The sequence below is a fragment of the uncultured Cardiobacterium sp. genome, assembly GCF_938028185.1.
In the GTDB taxonomy this organism is placed as follows: domain Bacteria; phylum Pseudomonadota; class Gammaproteobacteria; order Cardiobacteriales; family Cardiobacteriaceae; genus Cardiobacterium.
In genome coordinates, this window is record NZ_CALJAH010000449.1 from 1 (window position 1) to 3,096 (window position 3,096).

The 3,096-nt window shown below is 58.3% G+C and carries 2 pseudogenes; both read left to right on the plus strand.

The annotated features are described in order from the left end of the window. Nucleotides 1-548, plus strand: a pseudogene (locus Q0349_RS13025) (site-specific DNA-methyltransferase); the annotation flags it as partial. Next, nucleotides 545-3,096: pseudogene (locus Q0349_RS14170) on the plus strand (DEAD/DEAH box helicase family protein); the annotation flags it as partial. The pseudogenes Q0349_RS13025 and Q0349_RS14170, both read left to right, overlap by 4 nt.

Here is a 3,096-nt window from a genome sequence, read left to right on the forward strand (position 1 = left end):
ATTGACGGCGAAGACCAGGGCGGTATTTCTAAAGCAGTCAATTGGCAGGGCGGTGGCGGTTTCCGCTATTACAAATTGGCGCCAACGCTGATTGTGCGCGACCATTGGGGCAATCAATCATTAACCCCGCCTACAACGCGGCGCAATTGGCAGAAGCGCTGGCAAAGATTCAGGGTTTTACCTATCAGCCTTCAGAAACCTTGTGGTGGCAGCATGGCTATTCGAGTGAGCGCGATTTTATTTATGTAACCACGCAGAATCTTTCCGTCAGTCAATTGCAGACGATTGCCAATGAGGTCGGCGCGGGGCGCAGTTTGTTGATTTGTTGCAGTGCCTTTCATGGCATTTCTGCCGCGCAGGCGGCGGAACGCTGGCCGAATTTGACCTTGTGCAAGATTCCGCGCGAAATTCTGCAGCGCTGCGAATGGGAGCATGACGATTACAGCTTGAATGTTGCCAATTTGCCCATGGCAACCGCCGGAAAATCTGCCGATAGCGGCGACAAGGCAGCGGCACAAGGCGATTTGTTTGCCGGAGATAAGTCATGAGTAACCGCATTCTGCACGCTATCAGCAGCCGCCTTTCTTTGCGCCCGCCGCAGGCGGAATCGCTTGCCAAGCTGGCGCAGGCGCTCGATGCCGCGCCAACGATGCTCAAGCATGAGCGCGATGTTGCCGCCATTCTCGCCGCGCTCAAGGGGCTGTTCCCGACACTAAGCGATTTTGAGCGCGAGTTTCCCTCGCTTTGTTTTGCCCTGGCGACCGGGGTCGGCAAGACGCGCTTGATGGGCGCTTGCATTGCCTATTTGCATCTGCGCTATGGCATTAACAATTTCTTTGTCCTCGCGCCCAACTTGACCATTTACAACAAGCTGATTGCCGATTTCACCCCGAACACACCGAAATATGTCTTCAAGGGCATTGCCGAATTTGCGCAGCAAGCGCCGCGCGTGATTACCGGCGACAATTACGACCAGCAGTATATGTTTAGTGGCGAGTTCTGGAGTGAGGTACGTATCAATGTCTTTAATATCGCCAAGATTAACAGCGAGGTGCGCGGCGGCAAGGAACCGCGTATCAAGCGGATGCGCGAGGTGCTGGGCGACAGTTATTTCAATCATTTGGCGAATCTGCCCGATTTGGTGCTGCTGATGGATGAGTCGCACCGCTACCGCGCGCAAGCGGGAATGCGCGCCATTAACGAACTCAAGCCGCTGTTCGGTCTGGAGCTGACGGCGACGCCGTTTGTGGAAGCGGGCAAGGCGCAGGTCGCGTTCCGCAATGTCATCATGGATTATCCGCTGGCGCGGGCAATGGCGGACGGCTTCGTCAAGGAGCCTGCCGTCGCCACCCGCGACCATTTCCAGGCGGATGTGTATTCGCCGGAGGAAATCGAGCAAATCAAGCTGGAAGACGGCGTGCGCCTGCATGAAACGACCAAAATCGAGCTGCTCACCTATGCGCGCGAAAACGGCGGTCAAGCCGTTCATGCTGGTAATTGCCCGCGACACCACGCACGCGGCGCAGCTCAAGGCGCTGCTGGAATCGCCGCAGTTTTTTGCCGGGCGCTATGCAGGCAAGGTGATTCAGGTTGATTCAAGCAAGAGCGGCAAGGACGAGGAGGAGATGGTCGCCCGCCTGCTTGCGGTGGAAAGCTGCGACGAGCCGACGGAAATCGTCATTCACGTCAATATGTTGAAAGAGGGCTGGGACGTGACCAACCTCTACACCATCGTGCCGCTACGCGCCGCCAATGCGCGCACGCTGGTGGAGCAGAGTATTGGTCGCGGTCTACGCCTGCCCTACGGCAAACGCACCGGGGTGAAGGCGGTGGATTGGCTAAATATCGTCGCCCATGACAAGTTTCAGGAAATTGTTGATGAGGCAAACCGAGGCGATTCGTTGCTACGGCTGCAGCAGGTGATTTTGGCGGAACCCGCCGCTGCCGAGAAAAAGGAAAGCGTGCAGGTGGCTTCCAATGTGGAAACGCGGCTGGGACTGGCAGCGGCGGACGATGTCGCGCCTGTCTTCAGCAGTGAAGCGGAGAAGGCAGCGGCGCGGGTTACGCTGGAGGTCATTGAGGAATACGAAACCCGCCGCGATTTGTTGCCAACCAGCGCCGCGCTACGCCAGCCTGAAGTACAGGCGGCGATTGCGGCGGAAGTGGCGGCGCGCTTGCAATCCAAACAGGGCGAATTGCTGCCCGACACGCCGCTGGATGTGGCGGCAGTGGTCGCGGCGACAGCGGCGACCGTCGCGCAGCAGACGATTGATATTCCGCGCATTAGCGTCGTGCCAACCGGCAAGGTAACGACAGGCTTTCATCCGTTCACGCTGGACGTGAGCAGGCTGCATTTGCGACCGGGCGCGGATGAAATCCTGCTGCACGGGCTGCTCAATAACGAACAGCAGCGCATAGCGGCGGAAAGCAGCCGCTGGGAGCAGCGCGTGGAGGATTACATCGTGCGGGAGCTGGTGGATTATGACGACGTGGATTATTTCACCCAGTCAGCACTGCTGTACGAGCTGGCGGGGCGGATGGTGCAACACCTGCGCAGTTATTTGACGGAAGACGAGGCGCTCAACGTGCTGCAAAGGAACGCAAAGCTCATCGCCGGGGAAATCCACGCACAAATGCAGGCGCATTTCTTTGCAGAAGCGGCGGGATTTGAGGTGCGGGTCAGCCGTGGCTTTACCGCGCTCAAGCCTTGCAACTTCACCGCGACGGCGGGCCAGCCGCACCATTTCCGCGAAACAGTCGCGGACGTCAGCCGCATCAAGAGCATGCTGTTTAACGGTTTTCAAAAATGCCTGTACCCGCTGCAAAAATTTCATTCCGATACCGAACGGCGCTTTGCCGTCATCCTCGAACGCGATGCGCAAAAGTGGTTCCGCCCGGTCAAGGGACTGTTTCAAATCTATTACCAGCTTGGCGCGGTGCAGGCGGAATACATCCCCGATTTCGTCGCGGAGACAGACGACGCCATCCTGATGGCCGAGACGAAAAAGCGCGCCGAACTGGCGAGCGGCGAAGTGCAGGCGAAAGCCGCCGCTGCCGCGCGCTGGTGCGGGCAGGCAAGCGACTACGCAGCTTCAG